Source organism: Streptomyces sp. NBC_00083, assembly GCF_026343295.1.
Taxonomy (GTDB): domain Bacteria; phylum Actinomycetota; class Actinomycetes; order Streptomycetales; family Streptomycetaceae; genus Streptomyces.
Map to the genome: position 1 here is coordinate 97,742 of NZ_JAPELY010000005.1, position 17,882 is coordinate 115,623.

A 17,882-nucleotide genomic window follows, 5' to 3' on the forward strand; every position below is an offset into this window, starting at 1 on the left:
ACAGTAATTTGCCTAAAAGCTTTAGGCAAATGCATAATTGTTTCAGGCAAAGGGACGCCGTGCGGCAGTGGCGCGGGAGACACGAGAGGGAGGTCGGGCATGGCACGCGTGGGGCTCACCACCGAACGCCTGGTCCAGGCGGGCGCCGAGCTGGCCGACGAGGTCGGCTTCGAGCAGGTGACCGTCTCGGCGCTCGCGAGACGGTTCGACGTGAAGGTCGCGAGCCTGTACTCGCACGTCAAGAACTCCCAGGACCTCAGGACCCGGCTCGCCCTGCTCGCCCTGGAGGAGCTCGCGGTCCTGGCCGCCGACGCCGTGGCCGGCCGGTCCGGCAAGGACGCGCTCGCCGCGCTCGGCAACACCTACCGCGACTACGCCCGCGAGCACCCCGGCCGCTACGCCGCCGGGCAGCTGCGGCTCGATCCGGAGGCGGCGGCGGCGAGCGCGGGCGGCCGGCACGCGCGGATGACCCGCGCGATCCTGCGCGGCTACGACCTCACCGAGCCCGACGAGACCCACGCGGTGCGCCTGCTCGGCAGTGTCTTCCACGGCTACATCAGCCTGGAGATGGGTGGTGGGTTCAGCCACAGCGCCCCGGACACCCAGGCGACCTGGGAACGCACCCTGGACGCGCTCGACGCCCTGCTGCGCAACTGGCCCGCGTCATGAGCGGCCCCCGCGACCCGAGGGTGGCCACCCCGGCCGGCTCCCCGGTCCCGGCCCCGGGCTCGGTCACCGACCCGATATCCACCCCGATCTCCGGTCAACTCCTGCGCGGCGCCATCGAGTTGGAGCACACGGAGCGCGGCGTGGTGCCGCACCGGCTGCCCGCGTGGGCGCGCGCCCGCGCCGACGGTCAGCTCCTCATGGCGGAGGCCCAGCCGTCCGGCGTACGGATCGCCTTCCGCACCCGGGCCACCTCGGTCGAGCTGGACGTGCTCCCCACCAAGCGGGTGTACACCGGCGTTCCGGCCCGCCCGGACGGGGCGTACGACCTGCTCGTCGACGGCCGCCCGGCCGGCCGGGGCAGTGTGGCCGGCGGACATACGCTCACCATCGACATGGCCACCGGCACCACCGAGTACCGTCCGGGCGAGCCCGGCACCCTGCGCTTCGACGGGCTCTCCCCCGACGCCAAGGACGTGGAGATCTGGCTGCCCTACAACGAGGGCGCCGAACTCGTCGCACTGCGCACCGACGCCCCCGTCGAGCCGGTCCCCGACCGGGGCCGCACGGTGTGGCTGCACCACGGCAGTTCGCTCAGCCACGGCACCGACGCCGCGAGCCCCGCCACCATCTGGCCCGCCCTCGCGGCCTCCCTCGGCGGCGCCGACCTGGTCAACCTGGGTTTCGGCGGCGGCGCGCTGCTCGACCCGTTCATCGCGCGGACCATGCGGGACACGGCCGCGGACCTGATCAGCGTCAAGATCGGGCTCAACGTGGTCAACGCGGATCTCATGCGGCTGCGCGCCTTCGCCCCGGCGGTGCACGGCTTCCTCGACACCATCCGGGACGGGAATCCGGCCGCCCCGCTCCTGGTGATCTCGCCCATCCTGTGCCCCATCCACGAGGACACCCCCGGCCCCAGCGCCCCCGACCTCGCGGAACTCGCCGCCGGGCGGCTGCGGTTCCGGGCCGCTGGCGACCCGGCGGAACGGGCGGCCGGCAAGCTCACCCTGTCGGTCATCCGTGCCGAGCTGGCCGCGATCGTGGCGGCCCGTTCGGTGGACGACCCCAACATCCACTATCTGGACGGCCGTTCGCTCTACGGCGAGCGGGACGCCGAGGAGCTGCCGCTGCCCGACGCCCTCCACCCGGACGCCGCGACCCATCGCCGCATGGGCGAGCGGTTCGCCCAACTCGCCTTCAGAGATGGGGCGTTTGGCCGCCGGGGCGACTAGTACGCCAGCTGCTCGATCTCCTCGGCCACCACCGCGCACGCGTCGGCGGCGGGGTCGATCAGCGGGAAGTGGCCGACGTCGTCCAGCAGGGTGATCCCCACCATCTCGCCGGCCTTCGCCGCCGCGTCCACGTACGCCTCCGCGACGGCCGGCGGGACGACGATGTCCTCGCGGCCCTGCACGACGGTGGTGGCGATCCCCGACGGCAGCAGAGCGGACGGGTCGACATGCGGCAGCCGGGCCGCCACCTCATCGTTCCCGCCGAGGAGTTGGGCGACCGCCCCGGAGCACACCGCAAGGTCGATCGCCGTCGTGAGGTGGGCGATCGGCGCGAGAGCCACGACGCCGCGCAGGGCGGCCGGGCCGCGGGTGCGCCACGGCGAGCCGGCCGGCAGGACGTGCCGGGCCGCGGCCCACAGCGCGAGCTGACCGCCCGCCGAGTGTCCGGCGAGGACGGTGCGGCGCGGGTCGGCCTGCGGCACGGCGTCCCGTACGAGCAGCGGAATCGCGTCCAGGGCGGCCGCCACGTCGTCGAAGGTGTCGGGCCAGCGCCCGGCGACCGGGCGCTCGCCGCCCTGTTGCGGCAGCAGGCTCCCGCGCCGGTACTCCACGTTGGCGACGGCGAACCCGCGCCGGGCCAGGAAGTCCGCGAGCGGTGTGAAGTGCGCGCGGTCGTACGGGGCGCGCCAGGCACCGCCGTGCAGCAGGACGACCAGCGGGGCGCCGGCGCGGGCGCCCCTCGGGGCGTAGAAGTCGACCACCTGGTCGGGGTGGTCGCCGTAGGCGGCGGTGGCGTCGGGGGCGACGGCCGGATGGGAGAAGGCGGAGGCCTCCTCGGCCGCGTCGCGCTCTGCGGGATCCGTCATTCCCCAACCTTTCACCAGGCCAAGCCGGTTGATCACCCGGATGCCCCCGGACGCTACCAGGGCGTCCGGGGGCATCTTCGCCGGCCGGTCAGCTCAGCAGCGCCGCGAGTTCCGCCGCGGCCCGCCGAGCGTCGGCGAAGCCCACGTACAGCGGGGTGAAGCCGAAGCGCAGGACGTCGGGGCGGCGGAAGTCGCCCACCACGCCGCGCTCGGTGAGGGCGCGCATCACCTCGCCCGCCTTCTCGCAGCTGAGCGACACCTGGCTGCCGCGCTCGGCGGCGTCCGCCGGGGTCACCGAGGTGACCCGCCCGGCCGGGACGTACGCCTCGACGCACTCCAGGAAGAAGTCCGTCAGGGCGAGGGACTTGGCCCTGACCGCCTCGATGGAGACGCCGTCCCACACGTCGAGCGCGGACTCCAGGGCCAGCATGGACAGGATGTCCGGGGTGCCGACCCGGCCGCGGACCGCGCCCTCGCCCGGCGCGTACGCCGCCCGCATCCCGAACGGGTCCTCGTGCGAGTTCCAGCCGGGCAGCGGGGTGTCGAAGCGGGCCTGGTGGTCGCCGCGTACGTACAGGTACGCCGGTGAACCGGGCCCGCCGTTCAGGTACTTGTAGGTGCAGCCCACCGCGAGGTCGACGCCGTGCGTGCCGAGGCCGACCGGCAGCGCGCCCGCGCTGTGGCACAGGTCCCACACCGCGAGGGCGCCGGCCGCGTGGATCGCCGCGGTCGTGCCGGGCAGGTCGTTGAGGCGGCCGGTGCGGTAGTCCACGTGGTTGACCAGGACCGCGGCCGTGCGGGGGCCGAGGGCGGCCGGGATCTCGGCGGGGGCGAGGGCGCGGACGCGGTGGCCCGTCATGCGCGCCGCGGACTCGGCGACGTAGCCGTCCGTGGGGAACGTCGAGGCGTCGACGAGGATCTCGTCCCGGTCGCCGCCCTCGCGGTCCTGGGCGGCCAGGCGTACCGCGCCGACCAGCGCCTTGAAGACGTTGACGCTCGTCGAGTCGCCGACCACGACGGTGCCGGGCTCCGCGCCGATGAGCGGCGCGATGCGGTCACCGATGCGCTCCGGCGCGCTCCACCAGCCGCTCTCCTCCCACGAGCGGATGCGCAGCTTCCCCCACTCGCGGGTGATGACGTCCTGCATCCGGGCCGGAACGTGCCGGGGCAGCGCCCCCAGCGAGTTGCCGTCGAGGTAGACCACGCCGTCGTCGAGGGCGAACAGCTCGCGGTGGCGGGCGAGTCGGTCCGCCGCGTCGAGCGCGGCGGCCTTGTGGGTCAGTGCGTCTGCGGCGCCGGGCGCCGCGACCGTGTCGGCGAGGGCGTCAGACATGGCTGCGCGCCGTCCACAGCTCGGGGAAGACGCTCTTCGTGGCGCGCTTCTCCAGCCATGCGACGCCGGCCGAGCCGCCCGTGCCCGTCTTGGCGCCCATGGCGCGGCGGGTCGCGACGAGATGGTCGTTGCGCCAGCGCCACACCAGTTCGCCGACGTCGGTCAACGCCTCGCCCAGGCGCACCAGTTCACCGTTCTGGTCGCCGGTGTACAGCTCGGTCCACACCGCTTCGACCTCGGCGGACGGCTCGTACTTGACGGTCAGGTCGCGCTGGAGGACCGCGGCGGGGATCGCGTACCCGCGGCGCGAGAGCAGCGCGAGGACCTCGTCGTACAGGCTGGGCTCGCCGAGCGCCTTCTCCAGCTCGGCGTGGACGCGCGGCGCGCCGCGGTGCGGCACCAGCATGGAGGCGGACTTGTCGCCGAGCAGGAACTCCATCCGGCGGTACATCGCCGACTGGAACCCGGAGCCCTCGCCGAGCGCCGACCGGTAGGAGTTGAACTGGGCCGGGGTCAGCTGCGCCAGCGGCGTCCACGAGGCGTTGAGCGCCTCCAGCTCCCGTACCGAACGCTTCAGGGCGTCGACGGCGACCGGCACCCGGTCCGCGCGCAGCGCCCGCGACGCGGTCTCCCACTCGTGCACGATGACCGTGAACCACAACTCCATGACCTGGGTGGTGACCAGGAAGACCATCTCGCCCGGGTCGTCCGAGCGCAGGTGCTGGAGGTGGGTGAGGACGTCCGCCTGGACGTAGTCCTCGTACGGTGTCGTGCCCGCGAAGTCCAGATTCGGGGTCTCCGGCTGGTCGCCCGGTTCGGGCGGCGTCACCGGTTCGGACATCTTTGATGACATCGCTGTCTCCTCGATGTGTCCGGGTAGCGGTCCGCCCCTTCCTTGGTCGGCATCGGAGCCCCGGTCCCCACCGGCATCATAAGCACGGTTTCGGCCGTCCCGTCAGGGCACCGAGGGGCCCGTGATGAAGGTACCGGCGGCGGTGTAGGGCCAGGCGTTGGACGTGCAGCCGTTGAGGCCCTTGATCTGCTGCATCATCACCGGGGCCGGTTTGCCCGCACCCGGGCACGCCATGTGCTGGTGGTAGCCGATCAAATGGCCGATCTCGTGGTTGATGATGAGGTGGCGGTACTCGGCGGGCGGCCCGTCGTACTGCGGCGATCCGGTCACCCAGCGCTTCAGGTTCACGACGACACCGCCGGCGACCTCGCAGTTCAGCTCGCCCCCGGTGTCGCCGACGGAGGCGCACAGCTTGTCGGTGGTCCTGGGAGTGGCGATCTTGATGACGACGTCGGCGCCGCTCGCGACCAGCTGGAAGCGGCCCTTGCCGTGCGCGGCCCAGCTGCGCGGGTCGGACAGGATGGCCTGGATGTCGACGGCGGCCTGCTTGGCGGAGACGCCCGACCCGTCCTCGACCTGCACCTGGTAGCGGCGCAGTGGGCCGCCGGTGCCGACGACCTTGCCGGACGCCTGGGCGGTGGTGAAGGTGCCGGGCCCGGAGCGCGGTACGTCACCGGCCTTCGGGCTGTCCGAGGGGCTCGGCTTCGGCGACGCCGAGGGCTTGACCGGTGCGGTGTCCACGGGCAGCGGGGGCTGCTCCTCCATGGGGCTCGCCGCGATGTTGCCCGGCTCCGTGGCGGACGAGTCGCCGCCGGGCCACTGGGCGAGGGCGACTCCGCCGAGCAGGGTGACGGCGATCAGGGAGCCGGCGAGGAGCAGCAGGCGCGAGCGTCCGGTGCGTCTCTGCGGCCCGCGCCGCCGCTGTCGCGCGGCCCGGCCCTGCGGTGCCCGGCCCTGCGGTGCGGCCCGGCCCTGCGGGCCGCTTCGGCCGGTCGCGCCTGCTCCACTCGCGTTCGCGTTGCCGCGGGCGCCTCGCTTGCCCAAGACAGAGCTCTCCCCTGATCCCCGGCTGGAGTTGGGGGGAGAGGAGTGGGGCCTCTGCGCCAGCCTGTCGATGCGGCCGGGCGCCCGCGATCGTCGTGCTCGCGGGTGCCGGGACCGTCCGTGTCAGACATACAGATGCCACGGACGGCCCGGACGTTCCCTTTCGGCCGCGAGTGGATCAGCCCAGGGTGTCGGCGGCGAGCGGCGAGGAGTCCCGCAGGAAGGTCGTGCAGCGCTCGTACTCGGCGTCCTCACCGATCGCCTGCGCGGCGCGGGCCAGCGCGTGCAGGGCGCGCAGGAAGCCGCGGTTGGGCTCGTGCTCGAACGGGACCGGGCCGTGGCCCTTCCACCCGGCGCGGCGCAGCGAGTCGAGGCCGCGGTGGTAGCCGGTACGGGCGTAGGCGTACGACTCGACGGTGCGTCCGGCGTCGAACGCGTCGTCGGCGAGCTGCGCCCAGGCGAGGGAGGAGGTGGGGTACTTCGCGGCGACGTCGGCGGGCGCGGTACCGCCGGCGAGCAGCTCGCGCGGCTCCGGGTCGTCGGGGAGGAGGGTGGGGGCGGGGCCGCCGAGGAGGTTCTCGTGAATGGACATGCGGCCCAGTCTGCCACCGGGTCCCTGCGGGGCTGTCGGAGTGCTCTCCCCCACGCGGGGCCGCCCGCGGCCGGCCCCGCTTCTCGCGCGGCTCCCCGCGCCCCCGGCCGCTCGGTGCCGGGCGCCCTGGACGGCCTCGGCCGTCACGGGCGCACCGCTCACGCGTCGGGGTGGTTGGGTTCGATGGCGGGGCCCGTGACGCCGGCCTGCATGCGGCACTCCGGGGCCACCCCCGCCCCCGGCCGCCGCACGGTCAGGAACGCCACCGCCGAGGCCAGCACCAGTGCCCCCGCACACATCGGCATGGCCCGCCGGAACGTGGCTCCGAACTCCGCCGCGGAGCGGTACGCCTCCGGTCCCATCCCCGCCGCGAGCGGCAGCGCCGCCACCGCGATCAGCCCGGCCGCCCGCGCGGCGGCGTTGTTGATGCCGCTGGCCAGCCCCGCCCGCCCCTCGTCGACGGAGGCCAGCACCGTCGCGGTGAGCGGCGCCACGAGGGTCACCATGCCGAGGCCGAGCACGACCAGCGCGGGCAGGACATCGCGTACGTACGCCGCGTGCTCACCGACCCGCAGCATCAGCAGCATCCCGGCCGCGCACAGCAGCGGCCCCACGGTGAGCGGGATGCGCGGCCCGATGCGCTGGCCGAGCTCGCCCGAGCGGGCCGAGAGCAGCAGCATCAGGACCGTCGTCGGAAGCAGGGCGGCGCCCGCGCCGAGCGCCGAGTACCCGGCGACGACCTGGAGCTGGAGCGCGGCGAGGAAGAAGAACCCGCCGAACGCCGCGTACACGCACACCGTCACCACGTTGACCGCGGTGAAGATCCGCGAGTGGAAGACGTCGGGCGGCAGCATGGGGTCGGGCAGCCGCCGCTCCCGCCGTACGAACGCCGCGCCCGTCCCGAGGCCCGCGACCCCGGCCCCGACCACCAGCCCCGAGGAGCCCTGGCCCGGCGCCTCGATCAGCGCGTACGTCACCAGCGCGAGGGTCAGCGCGCCGAGCGCCGCACCCATCACGTCGAACGGCGCGGTGTGGGTGCGCGGGTCCTTCGACTCCGGCACGTGGCGCAGGGCGACCGTCACACACAGCGCGGCGAGCGGCACGTTGATCAGGAACACCCAGCGCCAGCCGGGGCCGTCCACCAGCCAGCCGCCGAGGAACGGGCCGACGGCGGCCCCGACCCCGCCGAGCCCGGACCAGACGCCGACCGCGCGGGCCCGGTCGTCCGGGTGGAAGCCCGCCTGGATGATCGCGAGGGAGCCGGGGGTGAGCAGCGCGCCGCCGATGCCCTGGAGGGCGCGGGCCGCGATGAGCACGCCGGCGTCGGGGGCGAGGCCGCACAGGAGCGAGCCGGCGGCGAACCAGACCACCCCGGTCACGAACACCTTCCGCCGGCCGTACCGGTCGCCGAGCGCGCCGCCCAGCAGGATCAGGCCGGCCAGCGTCAGCATGTAGGCGTTGACGGTCCACTGCAGGACGGCCATGTCCGTGTCGAGGTCGGTGCCGATGTGGGGCAGGGCGACGTTGACGACGGTGGAGTCGAGCAGGGCCATGCCGGAGCCGAGGACCGTGGTGAGCAGCACCCAGCGGCCGGGACCGGTGCGCATGCGTACGTTGTCCGCCACAGCACGACTGTCCCCCGTCCGAGCCCACCCCGAAACCCGGGGCTCCGCCCGGCGCCCGTACCGCTGGGGGGCGCGGGCAAGCGCGCGACACCTCGTGCCCGGTGCGGAAACGGCAGGGCCCGGCGTACCCCCGCCGAGGGGGGACACCGGGCCCGTGAGCGGCTGCGTGCCGCGCTACTTCAGCTTCGTACCCGTCGACCGAAGGTTCCCGCACGCCTCGGTGACCCGCTTGGCCATGCCGGCCTCGGCGAGCTTGCCCCACGTGCGGGGGTCGTAGGTGGACTTCTTGCCGACCTCGCCGTCGACCTTCAGGACACCGTCGTAGTTGCGGAACATGTGGTCCGCGACCGGCCGGGTGAAGGCGTACTGCGTGTCGGTGTCGAGGTTCATCTTCACGACGCCGTTCTCCAGGGCCGTCGCGATCTCCTCGGCCGAGGAGCCCGAACCGCCGTGGAAGACGAAGTCGAACGGCGAGGGCTTGCCGTACTTCTCGCCGACGCCCGCCTGGAGGTCCTTGAGGAGCTCGGGGCGGAGCACGACGTTGCCCGGCTTGTAGACGCCGTGGACGTTGCCGAAGGAAGCGGCCAGCAGGTAGCGGCCCTTCTCGCCCAGACCGAGCGCCTCGGCGGTGCGCAGCGCGTCGTCGACGGTCGTGTACAGCTCGTCGTTGATCTCGTGGCTGACGCCGTCCTCCTCGCCGCCGGTCGGGGTGATCTCGACCTCAAGGATGATCTTCGCGGCGGCGGCCTTCGCGAGCAGCTCCTGGCCGATGGCCAGGTTGTCGGCGAGGGTCTCGGCGGAGCCGTCCCACATGTGCGACTGGAACAGCGGGTTCAGACCCTTGGCCACGCGCGCGGCGGAGACCTCGATCAGCGGGCGGACGTAGCCGTCCAGCTTGTCCTTGGGGCAGTGGTCCGTGTGCAGCGCGATCGTGACGTCGTACTTGGCGGCGACGACGTGCGCGAACTCGGCCAGGGCGACCGCGCCGGTCACCATGTCCTTGTTGTACTGGCCACCCAGGAACTCCGCACCACCGGTGGAGACCTGGATGATGCCGTCGCTCTCGGCCTCCGCGAAGCCGCGCAGCGCAGCGTGCAGGGTCTGGGTCGAGGTCACATTGATGGCCGGGTAGGCGAACTTGCCTGCCTTCGCCCGGTCGAGCATCTCGTTGTAGACCTCGGGGGTTGCGATGGGCATCTGTCCGCTCCTTGTGATGTGCGGGGTGTGCGATATGTGCTGGCCCTGACCTGGGGGCGACGTCATCGTCGCGGACCATCTTTCCAGACTCTGGCAGCGGCTCCACCCCGTGGACGTCCGAGGGGCGGACCGTTTCACGTGAAACGGTCCGCCCCTCGGAGAACACGCAGGTCAGGCTCGCCCTGTCCGGGCCCCGGGACCTACGTCACGACTTTTGCGCCCATCGAGCCGCCCGTTGGGCGGGCCGGGGCCGCGCCCTACTCCAGGCCGAGTTCCGTCGAGGAGAACGCGAAGACGTACGGCACGCCCGCACCCTCGGTGATCTTCTCCGCGGCGCCCGTCGCGCGGTCCACGATCGTCGCCACGGCCACCACCTCGGCACCCGCCGCGCGGACCGCTTCGACGGCGGTCAGGGGCGAGCCGCCGGTGGTCGAGGTGTCCTCGACCACCAGGACCCGGCGGCCCTTGATGTCCGGGCCCTCGACCTGACGCTGCATCCCGTGCGCCTTGGCCGCCTTGCGGACGACGAAGGCGTCCAGGGAGCGGCCGCGGGCGGCGGCGGCGTGCAGCATCGCGCCGGCCACCGGGTCGGCGCCCATGGTCAGGCCGCCCACCGCGTCGAAGTCGAACTCCGCGGCCACGTCGAGCATCACCTGGCCCACCAGCGGCGCGGCGACGCCGTCAAGGGTGACCCGGCGCAGGTCGACGTAGTAGTCGGCCTCGATCCCCGAGGAGAGGGTCACCTTGCCGTGCACCACGGCCTTGTCCTTGATCTGCTGGAGCAGGTCAGCGCGTACGTCAGTCATACCCAAGAGCTTAAGGGCCGTCCTCAGAGCCGGCGCCAGGCCCAGGTCGTCGTCAGCTCCAGCGGGTCGATCGGGGTGACCTGGCGGGGCAGCGTGTTGAGCCCGTTGGGCGGGCCCGACTGCGGCTCCACACAGACGGCCGCCTCCTGCTCGTCGTAGATGACGACCCACTCGGTGGGGCTGGTCACCTTCAGTTCGAGCCGCTGAGGCCAGGTGAGGGTGACGTCGACTCCGTCGGGCATCCCGAAGCAGTCGTCCCAGGGGCCCGGCAGCGGGTCGATCCGCCGCCCGGTGGGCAGATGGTCGTCGCCGCGCTCCTCCTGCCACGCGGCGTCGAAGGCCAGCTCGACGCTGCTGCCGTCGATCTCCCGCACGAACCAGGGGTGCCAGCCCACCTGCGCCGGGAAGGAGTTGTCGTACGTCTCGACGCCCATCCGGATCGTCAGCGCGTCCGGGGTCAGCTCGAAGATCTGGGTGACCTTGCCGCTGAACGGCCAGGGGTCGGTGAGTTCCTGGGTGAACACGGCCTCGGTGGCCGAGACCCGCGCCGTCTTCCACGCGTGGTCGCGGGCGGTGCCGTGAATGGCGTGCGGCGCCGCGTTGAGCGGCAGTTGGTACTTCACCCCGCCGTCGCGGAACTGCCCGTTCTCGACCCGGCCGCACCACGGCACCATCGGGAAGCAGCCGTACTTCTCGCCCTGGCGCAGCACCTCGGTGCCGTCGATCCGCAGGCTGCTGATCCGGCAGCCGTTGCCCGCGTCGACGGTCAATTCCACGGCGCCGACGCCCAATTTGATCTCGTCACTGCTCACGCCGTCGACCCTAACGGGTGGGCCGCGGATGTGGGCTCAACGGCGGCGCCTCAGCGCCCGGCCGACCACGACCGCGGAGGCCAGCGCGAGGGCCGCGGCCGGGGCGACCCAGCGCAGGGTGGCTCCCGCGTTGCTGCCCGAGGGCGCGGGCACCGGGGCATAGCGGCCGCGCGGCGGCGCGTGGTCGACCTCCTCGGCGCTGCGGCCGATCATCGTGCGGCGGGCGTGCGCGGCCTCGGCGGGCATCGGGCCCACCTCGATGGCGAACTCGTCGTCGGCGAGCGGGTCGAGGGAGGGCGGCGGCACCTCGGCGTCGAAGACCGAGGCGAAGCTCTCCGCGTCCAGGTCGGTCGCGCCCAGATCGGTCGCGTCCAGATCGGTCGCGTCCGGTCCGGCGGCGTCCAGGTCGGCGCCGTCCACGGCCGGCCCGTCCGGGCCGGTCGCGTCGCGTCCCCGCGTGTCGGGGCCGGCGGAGTCCAGGTCCTCGCCGAGGTCAGTGTTGAGGTCCGTGTCGGCCAGGTCGGCCGGCTGCGGCGACGGCTCGGAGCCGGTGGCCTCCGCCAGGTCCTCCGCGGTGGGCCTGGCCTGCCCCGCACCCTCCGGCCGAGCGGGATGGGCGAGCGCCGCGGCGAACCGGTCGAGCAGCCGCAGCGCCGACGCCCTCGCGGTGTCCCGCGGCACGTCCGCCGCCCGGCCCTCCACGAGCGCGCCGCCCGTGAACGCGAGCGTGGTGCCGCCCGGGGCGTCGGCCAGCCGTACGGCCAGGGTGAGCTGGGCCGCGCCCGCGCCGCGGACCTCCACGCCCTCGCCCTCCACGGCGAACGTTCCGTCGTCCTGCTCGGTGATGCGCAGGGCCCCGCGGTAGGTGATGGTGCTCCCGCCGAGGCGGACCTTCAGCCGGCCCGCGATGGGCGGCTCGCCCGCATCCTGCTGGAGCCCCGGCAGACAGCGCGCGACCAGGGCGGAATCGCGCAGCGTCTGCCGGAGTGCCTGGGCCTCCACCGGAACGAACACCTCATGCTCCATAGTCACCGAGCCTACTCAGCACCGGCCGTTCCGTCTGCGTCAACGCGACGCCGATGCCTCACCCGGCCACGCACGCCCCCGCCGCATCCCCGGCCCCGGCGCGGCCGCCACCCCGTGCCGCCCCGCCGCTCTCACTCCCCGTACCGCGGATGCACCAGCGTCGACGGCGCGTACCCGGCCGCGCCGGGCGGCGGGGCGAGGGCCTGGGCTCCGATCGGCAGCCGGACCCCGGAGCGGGCGGCGACGGGCGCCCGAGCCCCGGCGAGCACACGGGGACGCGCCGCCCGCGTCGCCATCGGCACGCCCTGGTCGGGCCGCGCCGCCAGGACGAACCCCCAGTCCCCGGGCGAGGGGGCCGGGCCGAGGGCGCGGCCGGGGCCCTCGGTGAGCGCGGCGGTACGGCCGGCCGCGCGGTAGGCGAACGTCGTGAGCCCGGCCGCGCGGACCGTCGAGGCGACCGTCCAGAACGTGCGGGGGCTGCCCGTCACCGGCCCCGCGTGCACCACGAGCCGCCCGCCGGGTGCCAGGACGCGGGAGGCCAGGCCGTAGAACTCCTGCGAGTACAGCTTGGTGCTCGCGGTCATGCCGGGGTCGGGCAGATCGCAGACGACGACGTCGTACGGGTCCGAGGTGCGGCCCTCGCCGCGCAGCCAGGCGAAGGGGTCGCCGGCCACCGGGCGCAGCCGGGGGTCGCGGTAGGCGTGGCCGTTCAGGGCGGCGAGCCCGGGGTCGCTGCGGGCCAGCCGTATCAGCTCGGGGTCGACGTCGACGAGGGTCACCGAGCGCACGCCGGGGTGGCGCAGCACCTCGCGGGCGGCGAGGCCGTCGCCGCCGCCCAGGACGAGGACCCGGCCGTGCGGGCCGCCGTCGAGCGCGGGGCCGACCAGGGCCGCGTGGTAGCGGGCCTCGTCGCGGCCGTCGACGCGCAGCCGCCCGTCGAGGAAGAGGTCGAGGGGGCCGCCCGCCCTGCCGGTGAGGACGATCTCCTGCACGTGGCTCTGGACGGCGACGCGCACCTGGCTGCCGTAGACGGCGCGGCGCGCGGCCTGTTCGAAGTCGCCGACCATGGCGGTGGTCAGGGCGAGCACGGCGAGGGCGAGGGCGTTGGCGCCGAGCAGCAGCCAGCGGGCGCGCGGCGACAGCTCGCGGCCGAAGAGCAGCAGCACCAGCGAGCCGCCCGCCACGGCGTTGACGCAACCGGTGAGCAACGCGCTGGTCAGCTGGCCGAGTTGGGGAAGGAGCAGGAACGGGAAGGCGAGGCCGCCGACGAGGGCGCCCACGTAGTCGGCGGCGAACAGGTCGGCCACGGTGCCGCTCGCGTCGCCCGCGGCGCGCCGCGAGACGCGCTGGATGAGGGTCATCAGGAGCGGGATCTCGGCGCCGATCAGCATGCCGATGGCGAGCGAGAAGGCCACGAGCGCGTACCGGGAGCCGCCGAACCAGGCGAACGTCGCGTACAGGACCACCGCCGAGCAGCCGCCGACCAGGGCGAGCGCGGCCTCGATGAGACCGAAGCCGACCGCGGCCCGGCAGCGCAGCCGCTTGGCGAGCAGCGAGCCGACCCCCATCGCGAAGACCATCACCGACAGGACCACCGAGGCCTGGGTGACCGAGTCGCCGATCAAGTACGAGGCCAGGGCGACCAGTTCGAGCTCGTACACGAGGCCGCAGGCGGCACAGATGAACACGACGGCCAGGACGAGGAACCGGCCCGACCGCGGACTACTCACGGGAGCGGGAAGCGGTTCGATCATGATGCGAACGCTACGTGACGCTCCGTTCGCATCCTGTCACCCACACGGGTGCAACTGAAGCCAACCGGTGGGGAATCCGCGCGCCTCACAGCCCGGCGGGGGTGGGTACCCGTACCCCGACGCGGGTGCGGGTGACCACCAACTGCCCTTCCTGCGGGTAGGCGTGCCAGGTACGCCACCACACCTGGCCCTCGCCGCGCTGCGCGAGCATCGCGGTGAAGGCGTGCGGCGATCCGGGAAACGTTCCCGCCAGTCCGTTGGGGTGGTCGGCGACGAGGGCGAGGAGCTCCTGGGCCCGGCCCGCGAACGAGCCCTGCGAGAGCGTCTCGACGCGTGCGGCGAACTCGTAGTCCCACTCGCCGAGCCGTTTCGCCACGCCGAGCGGCAGCGGTGTGCTGCTCCCCGGCATGCAGGCGACGGTCTCCGAGCAGGTGCCGCGCTCCTCGTCGAGGAGGACTTGGTGCGAGGCGCCGAGGAGCCTCAATTGGAGCTTGGCGCCGGAGAGTTCGAGGTCGAGCACGGCGAGGGCGGGCAGCGGCTCGCGGCCCAGCGCCCAGGCGAGGTCGGCGGCACGCGTGTCGGTATAGGCGGTCTTGAGGGACGTGAGCATGGGTGGGCTCCGCAAAACACACATGTGGCGGGTGGGTGACCGATGTCGGTGGGTGACCGATGCCGGTGGATGACCGGATGTCGACGCGGGCCGCAACGAAGGACCGGGGGACCGCTCTCTGATCGCCCGGGGTCCGAAGGCTGCGTGGGTTCTCTGCGAGGGAATCATGAAGTGCGCGGCGCTCACAGCTTTTTTACCCAACTTGATGGGGTTTCCATCCCCTCGGGGGCCACTCGGTTCAAACGTTCAACTACCGGCGTGAAAGAAGGCGCCCGGCCGGTCGGGACCGACCGGGCGCACAACGGGCGCACAACGGGCGGGGAGGGCGGCGGAATCGGCTGCCCCGTGTCAGCCGCGACCACCGCGCCCCACCCGACCGCCGCCCCACCGGCCCCCGGACGCAACACCCCAATGGCCGCCCCCCGAATGAGCCGGGCCCACGGGACGCGAGCCCCGGCGGGCCGGGAGACCCCGGAACCGGGAAGCCCGGGAGCGGAGACCCCGGGGGCCGGAGGCCCCGGGGCTCGCACGGGTCGGTCAGCTCGATCCGCAGCCGCCGCCCCCGCAGGACGAGCCGCCGCCGCACGAGGAGTGGCCTCCGCCGCAGGAGTGGCCGCTGTGGCCGCCGCCCCCGTGGTGGCCACCGCCGCCGCCGCACGAGCTGCCGCCGTCCGAGCCGCCCGCCGCCCACCAGCTGCCGCCGCCCGCGGCCGAGGCCGCCGAGCCCCTGCGCGATCCCCTGCCCCCGCGGCGCCGTCCGCGCGCCGCGGAACGGGCCAGGGCGACCACCACCAACACGATGACGACCACTGCGATCACGATGCCCATCCCCCACCGTCCTTCCGTGACGCGTTCCCCCGTGGCCCGCGTGGAGAGGGGATGCCCTTCGCCGTCCGGCGCCAAAGCACACTTGAGCAACTCCAGAGGTTGCCCGCAGGATGGCCGTCATGACCTCCAGCGCGCGCCCTCTGCTCAACCGCCGCCTCGCCGAGTTCGGGACGACGATCTTCGCCGAGATGTCGGCCCTCGCCCAGCGGACCGGGGCGATCAACCTCGGCCAGGGCTTCCCCGACGCCGACGGCCCCGAGGCGGTACGGGAAGCCGCGGTCCGCGCCCTGCGCGAGGGCCGCGGCAACCAGTACCCGCCGGGCCCCGGCGTCCCCGAACTGCGCACCGCCGTCGCCGAGCACCAGCGGCGCTTCTACGGCCTGTCCTACGACCCGGACCGCGAGGTCCTGGTCACCGCGGGCGCCACCGAGGCGATCGCCGCGTCCCTGCTCGCCCTGGTCGAACCGGGCGACGAGGTCATCGCGCTTGAGCCGTACTACGACTCGTACGCCGCGTGCATCGCGATGGCGGGCGGCACCCGGGTGCCGGTCACCCTGCGCCCCGACGGGGACCGGTTCGTGCTCGACCTCGACGAGCTGCGCGCGGCCGTCACCCCGCGCACCCGGCTGATCCTGCTCAACACCCCGCACAACCCGACCGGCACGGTGCTGACCCGCGCCGAGCTGGCCGCCGTCGCGGAGCTGGCCTGCGAGCGCGACCTCCTGGTCATCACCGACGAGGTGTACGAGCACCTGGTCTTCGACGGCGCCGAGCACATCCCGCTCGCCTCCTGCCCCGGCATGCGCGAGCGGACCGTCACGATCGGCTCCGCCGGCAAGACGTTCTCGTTCACGGGGTGGAAGGTCGGCTGGGTGACGGGCGCGCCCGAGCTGGTGGCCGCGGTCCGCTCGGCCAAGCAGTTCCTCACGTACGTGGCGTCCGGACCGTTCCAGTACGCGGTGGCCGAGGCGCTGCGGCTGCCCGACGCCTACTTCGAGGCGTTCCGCGCGGAGCACCTGGCCAAGCGGGACCTGCTGAGCGAGGGGCTGGCGGCGGCCGGGTTCGGGGTGTTCCGGCCGGCCGGCACGTACTTCGTGACCACCGATGTGCGTCCGCTGGGCGAGAGCGACGGGCTCACGTTCTGCCGGGCGCTGCCCGAGCGCTGTGGCGTCGTGGCAATCCCCAACGCCGTCTTCTACGATCACCGTACGGAAGGCGCCCCATTTGTCCGTTTCGCCTTCTGCAAGCAGACGGCGGTACTCGAAGAGGCGGTCGGCCGCCTCAAGGCACTGGCCGGCTAGCGCGGGCCCCGCGGCGCGCCGGCGGCCGTGTGCGCACCGCCGGGTGGGCGGACTTCCACCCGGTCGGGGGCGCAGCGGTCGCGGGCACCGGGATCCGCGCGGATGGTCGGTCTGTCCGATCACGCGCGCCCGGAGGTGCCCCCTGTCCGCCGAGATCACCGCCACCGCCCGTGCCGGCCGGGCCGACGGCCGGGCGGGCGTTCCGCCCTGGGCGGCCGCCCTGCGGCGGGCGGCCCCCGCGCTCGGCCTGTTCGCCGCAGCCCGCCTGACCGGGTTCCTGGTGCTGGCGGCCGCGGCCCACCACCGGGGCATCTCGCCGCGGGCGCGGCTCGCCACCGCCTGGGACGCCGACTGGTACGTCCGGATCGCCGCGCACGGCTACGGCCGCACCCTGTTCTGGCCGGACGGCGCGGTCCAGAGCGACATGGCGTTCTTCCCGTTCTACCCGGGCCTGATCCGCGCGGTCACCACCGTGCTCCCGGTCACCGGCGGCACCGCGGGGCTGCTGGTGTCCTGGACGGCGGCGGTGGCCGCGGCCTGCGGGATCTACCTGGTGGGCGAGCGCCTGTACGGGCGGCCCGTGGGCACCGTGCTGGTGCTCCTGTGGGGGCTGCTCCCGCACTCGGTGGTCCTGACGATGGCGTACACCGAGCCCGTGATGACGGCGCTCGCCGCGTGGGCGCTGTGGGCGGTCCTGACGCGCCGCTGGCTGTGGGCGGGCTCGCTCGCGCTGCTCGCCGGCCTGTCGCGGCCCAACGCGGTCGCGGTCGCCGCGGCCGTCGTGGCGGCGGCCGGGTACGAGCTGTGGCGCGGCGGGCGGCGCTCGTGGCGGCCGTGGGCGGGGGCGCTGCTCGCGCCGCTCGGCTGGTGCGGCTATGTGCTGTGGGTGGGGGTGCGCGAGGGCGATCCGTTCGGCGGCTACTTCGCGGTGCAGGCCGGCTGGACCTCCCGGTTCGACTTCGGCGCGGGCTCGCTGGCCTTCGTCAAGCGGCTCGCGCTGGTCCCGTACGACCTGGGGTTCCCGATGGCCGCGCTGATCACCGGTGTGATGGTGGTGCTCTTCGCGCTGTTCGTCCTGGACCGGCCGGCGCTGCCGCTCGCGGTGTACGCGGCGGTCCTGGTCCTGATCGCGGTCGGCGGGGCGGGCTACTTCGAGTCCAAGCCGCGCTTCCTGCTCCCCGCGTTCCCGCTGCTCGTGCCGGTCGCCCTGGCGCTGACGAAAGCCCGGCCCAGGGCCGCGGTCGCGGTGACCGTCGCCCTGGCCGGGCTGTCGTTCGGCTACGGCGCCTATCTGCTGACGCTGGCCAGGATGGCGCTGTGAGCGCCGCTCGGAA

17 protein-coding genes are annotated in these 17,882 nt (G+C 74.0%); 4 read left to right on the forward strand and 13 right to left on the reverse strand.

From position 1 onward, the window contains the following. Nucleotides 1-99: 99 nt before the first annotated feature. Together OOJ98_RS33090 and OOJ98_RS33095 are read left to right on the forward strand one after the other, a co-directional pair. Nucleotides 100-669: a TetR/AcrR family transcriptional regulator gene (locus OOJ98_RS33090; RefSeq protein WP_267058829.1), complete on the forward strand. Its 570-nt coding sequence runs from the start codon at nt 100-102 to the stop codon at nt 667-669. Beyond that, on the forward strand, nt 666-1,901 hold the full coding sequence (locus OOJ98_RS33095; protein WP_267058830.1) for an SGNH/GDSL hydrolase family protein: 1,236 nt from the start codon (nt 666-668) through the stop codon (nt 1,899-1,901). Before OOJ98_RS33090 ends, OOJ98_RS33095 begins: the two co-directional genes overlap by 4 nt. On the opposite strand, the gene OOJ98_RS33100 is transcribed toward OOJ98_RS33095, so the two are convergent. The 13 genes from OOJ98_RS33100 to OOJ98_RS33160 form a co-directional block, all read right to left on the reverse strand. Further along, nucleotides 1,898-2,767, reverse strand: coding sequence for a S9 family peptidase (locus tag OOJ98_RS33100; protein WP_267058831.1), 870 nt, complete (start codon nt 2,765-2,767; stop codon nt 1,898-1,900). The two genes, OOJ98_RS33095 and OOJ98_RS33100, sit on opposite strands and share 4 nt — an antisense overlap. Nucleotides 2,768-2,855: 88 nt before the next feature. After that, nucleotides 2,856-4,100, reverse strand: a complete 1,245-nt coding sequence (gene kynU / locus OOJ98_RS33105) for a kynureninase (RefSeq protein ID WP_267058832.1) — start codon at nt 4,098-4,100, stop codon at nt 2,856-2,858. Beyond that, nucleotides 4,093-4,941 (reverse strand): tryptophan 2,3-dioxygenase family protein, encoded by an 849-nt coding sequence (locus tag OOJ98_RS33110; protein ID WP_267059085.1) that lies wholly within the window; start codon nt 4,939-4,941, stop codon nt 4,093-4,095. Before OOJ98_RS33110 ends, kynU begins: the two co-directional genes overlap by 8 nt. Before the next feature lie 114 nt (nt 4,942-5,055). Further along, on the reverse strand, nt 5,056-5,997 hold the full coding sequence (locus tag OOJ98_RS33115; RefSeq protein WP_267058833.1) for a DUF3152 domain-containing protein: 942 nt from the start codon (nt 5,995-5,997) through the stop codon (nt 5,056-5,058). A gap of 178 nt (nt 5,998-6,175) precedes the next feature. Then, the gene (locus tag OOJ98_RS33120; protein ID WP_267058834.1) at nt 6,176-6,589 is read right to left on the reverse strand and encodes a DUF3151 domain-containing protein; all 414 of its coding nucleotides are present in this window, start codon (nt 6,587-6,589) and stop codon (nt 6,176-6,178) included. A 158-nt stretch (nt 6,590-6,747) separates the two neighbouring features. Then, complete coding sequence (locus OOJ98_RS33125) at nt 6,748-8,196, reverse strand: DHA2 family efflux MFS transporter permease subunit (RefSeq protein ID WP_267059086.1); 1,449 nt, start codon at nt 8,194-8,196, stop codon at nt 6,748-6,750. Between the two features lie 192 nt (nt 8,197-8,388). Further along, nucleotides 8,389-9,411 carry a class II fructose-bisphosphate aldolase gene (gene fbaA / locus OOJ98_RS33130; RefSeq protein WP_267058835.1) on the reverse strand — a complete coding sequence of 341 codons (1,023 nt, stop codon included), beginning with the start codon at nt 9,409-9,411 and terminating at the stop codon, nt 8,389-8,391. Nucleotides 9,412-9,668: 257 nt separating this feature from the next. Further along, nucleotides 9,669-10,217 (reverse strand): orotate phosphoribosyltransferase, encoded by a 549-nt coding sequence (gene pyrE / locus OOJ98_RS33135; protein WP_267058836.1) that lies wholly within the window; start codon nt 10,215-10,217, stop codon nt 9,669-9,671. A 23-nt stretch (nt 10,218-10,240) separates the two neighbouring features. Next, a complete protein-coding gene (locus OOJ98_RS33140; RefSeq protein ID WP_267058837.1) occupies nt 10,241-11,029 on the reverse strand; it encodes an aldose 1-epimerase in 789 nt (262 codons plus the stop codon). A gap of 36 nt (nt 11,030-11,065) precedes the next feature. Next, nucleotides 11,066-12,055 carry an SRPBCC domain-containing protein gene (locus tag OOJ98_RS33145; protein ID WP_267058838.1) on the reverse strand — a complete coding sequence of 330 codons (990 nt, stop codon included), beginning with the start codon at nt 12,053-12,055 and terminating at the stop codon, nt 11,066-11,068. Between the two features lie 131 nt (nt 12,056-12,186). Next, the gene (locus tag OOJ98_RS33150; protein WP_267058839.1) at nt 12,187-13,809 is read right to left on the reverse strand and encodes a polyamine aminopropyltransferase; all 1,623 of its coding nucleotides are present in this window, start codon (nt 13,807-13,809) and stop codon (nt 12,187-12,189) included. Between the two features lie 85 nt (nt 13,810-13,894). After that, nucleotides 13,895-14,419 (reverse strand): DUF2617 family protein, encoded by a 525-nt coding sequence (locus OOJ98_RS33155; RefSeq protein ID WP_267058840.1) that lies wholly within the window; start codon nt 14,417-14,419, stop codon nt 13,895-13,897. A 537-nt stretch (nt 14,420-14,956) separates the two neighbouring features. After that, nucleotides 14,957-15,247: a hypothetical protein gene (locus OOJ98_RS33160; RefSeq protein WP_267058841.1), complete on the reverse strand. Its 291-nt coding sequence runs from the start codon at nt 15,245-15,247 to the stop codon at nt 14,957-14,959. Nucleotides 15,248-15,357: 110 nt separating this feature from the next. On the opposite strand from OOJ98_RS33160, the gene OOJ98_RS33165 reads away from it, so the two are divergent. Then, nucleotides 15,358-16,548, forward strand: coding sequence for a pyridoxal phosphate-dependent aminotransferase (locus tag OOJ98_RS33165; RefSeq protein WP_267058842.1), 1,191 nt, complete (start codon nt 15,358-15,360; stop codon nt 16,546-16,548). A 220-nt stretch (nt 16,549-16,768) separates the two neighbouring features. Then, nucleotides 16,769-17,869, forward strand: coding sequence for a hypothetical protein (locus tag OOJ98_RS33170; RefSeq protein ID WP_267059087.1), 1,101 nt, complete (start codon nt 16,769-16,771; stop codon nt 17,867-17,869). Nucleotides 17,870-17,882: the final 13 nt, after the last annotated feature.